A 1,210-nucleotide genomic window follows, 5' to 3' on the forward strand; every position below is an offset into this window, starting at 1 on the left:
GTGCAAGCCATAGCTTCGGTGGCGTGTTTAGCCCCGTTACATTTTCGGCGCAGAGTCACTCGACCAGTGAGCTATTACGCACTCTTTCAATGGTGGCTGCTTCTAAGCCAACATCCTGGTTGTCTGTGCAACTCCACATCCTTTCCCACTTAACACACACTTGGGGACCTTAGCTGATGGTCTGGGCTGTTTCCCTTTTGACAATGGATCTTAGCACTCACTGTCTGACTCCCGGATTTAAGTTTGTGGCATTCAGAGTTTGACTGGACTTGGTAACCCTTGGCGGGCCCCGCACCCAATCAGTGCTTTACCTCCACAACTCAACATCCGAGGCTAGCCCTAAAGCTATTTCGGGGAGAACCAGCTATCTCCGAGTTCGATTGGAATTTCTCCGCTACCCCCACCTCATCCCCGAATTTTTCAACATTCGTGGGTTCGGGCCTCCAGTGAGTGTTACCTCACCTTCACCCTGGACAGGGGTAGATCACACGGTTTCGGGTCTACGTCCACGTACTAAAGCGCCCTATTCAGACTCGCTTTCGCTGCGGCTCCGTCTTTTCAACTTAACCTCGCACGGGAACGTAACTCGCCGGTTCATTCTACAAAAGGCACGCCATCACCCATATAGAGGGCTCTGACTTTTTGTAAGCACACGGTTTCAGGTTCTTTTTCACTCCGCTTCCGCGGTGCTTTTCACCTTTCCCTCACGGTACTGCTTCACTATCGGTCACTAGGGAGTATTTAGCCTTGGCAGATGGTCCTGCCGGATTCCGACGGGGTTTCACGTGACCCGCCGTACTCAGGATACCTCTAGGGGATTCGTTCAGTTTGGGCTACAGGGCTTTTACCTTCTATGCCGGACCTTTCCAGATCACTTCGCCTACCAAACTAACCCCATGTCGAGGTCCTACAACCCCAAGGAGCAAGCTCCTTGGTTTGGGCTATTCCGCTTTCGCTCGCCGCTACTGACGGAATCACTTTTGTTTTCTTTTCCTCCAGGTACTTAGATGTTTCAGTTCCCTGGGTCTGCCTCTACTAAAGCTATGTATTCACTTTAGAGTAACTGCGCATTACCACAGCTGGGTTCCCCCATTCGGACATCCCCGGATCAAAGCCTGCTTACGGCTCCCCGAGGCATTTCGTCGTTCGCCACGTCCTTCTTCGGCTCCTAGTGCCTAGGCATCCTCCGTGTGCTCTTTCTAGCTTAACC

Annotated in this window: 1 rRNA gene; it reads right to left on the reverse strand. The window is 52.2% G+C overall.

Features of this window, described 5'->3' with window-relative positions:
- Positions 1-1,210 (reverse strand): 23S ribosomal RNA (locus AC58QM_RS35880); the annotation flags it as partial.

This window comes from Paenibacillus sp. J22P165, from assembly GCF_059692015.1.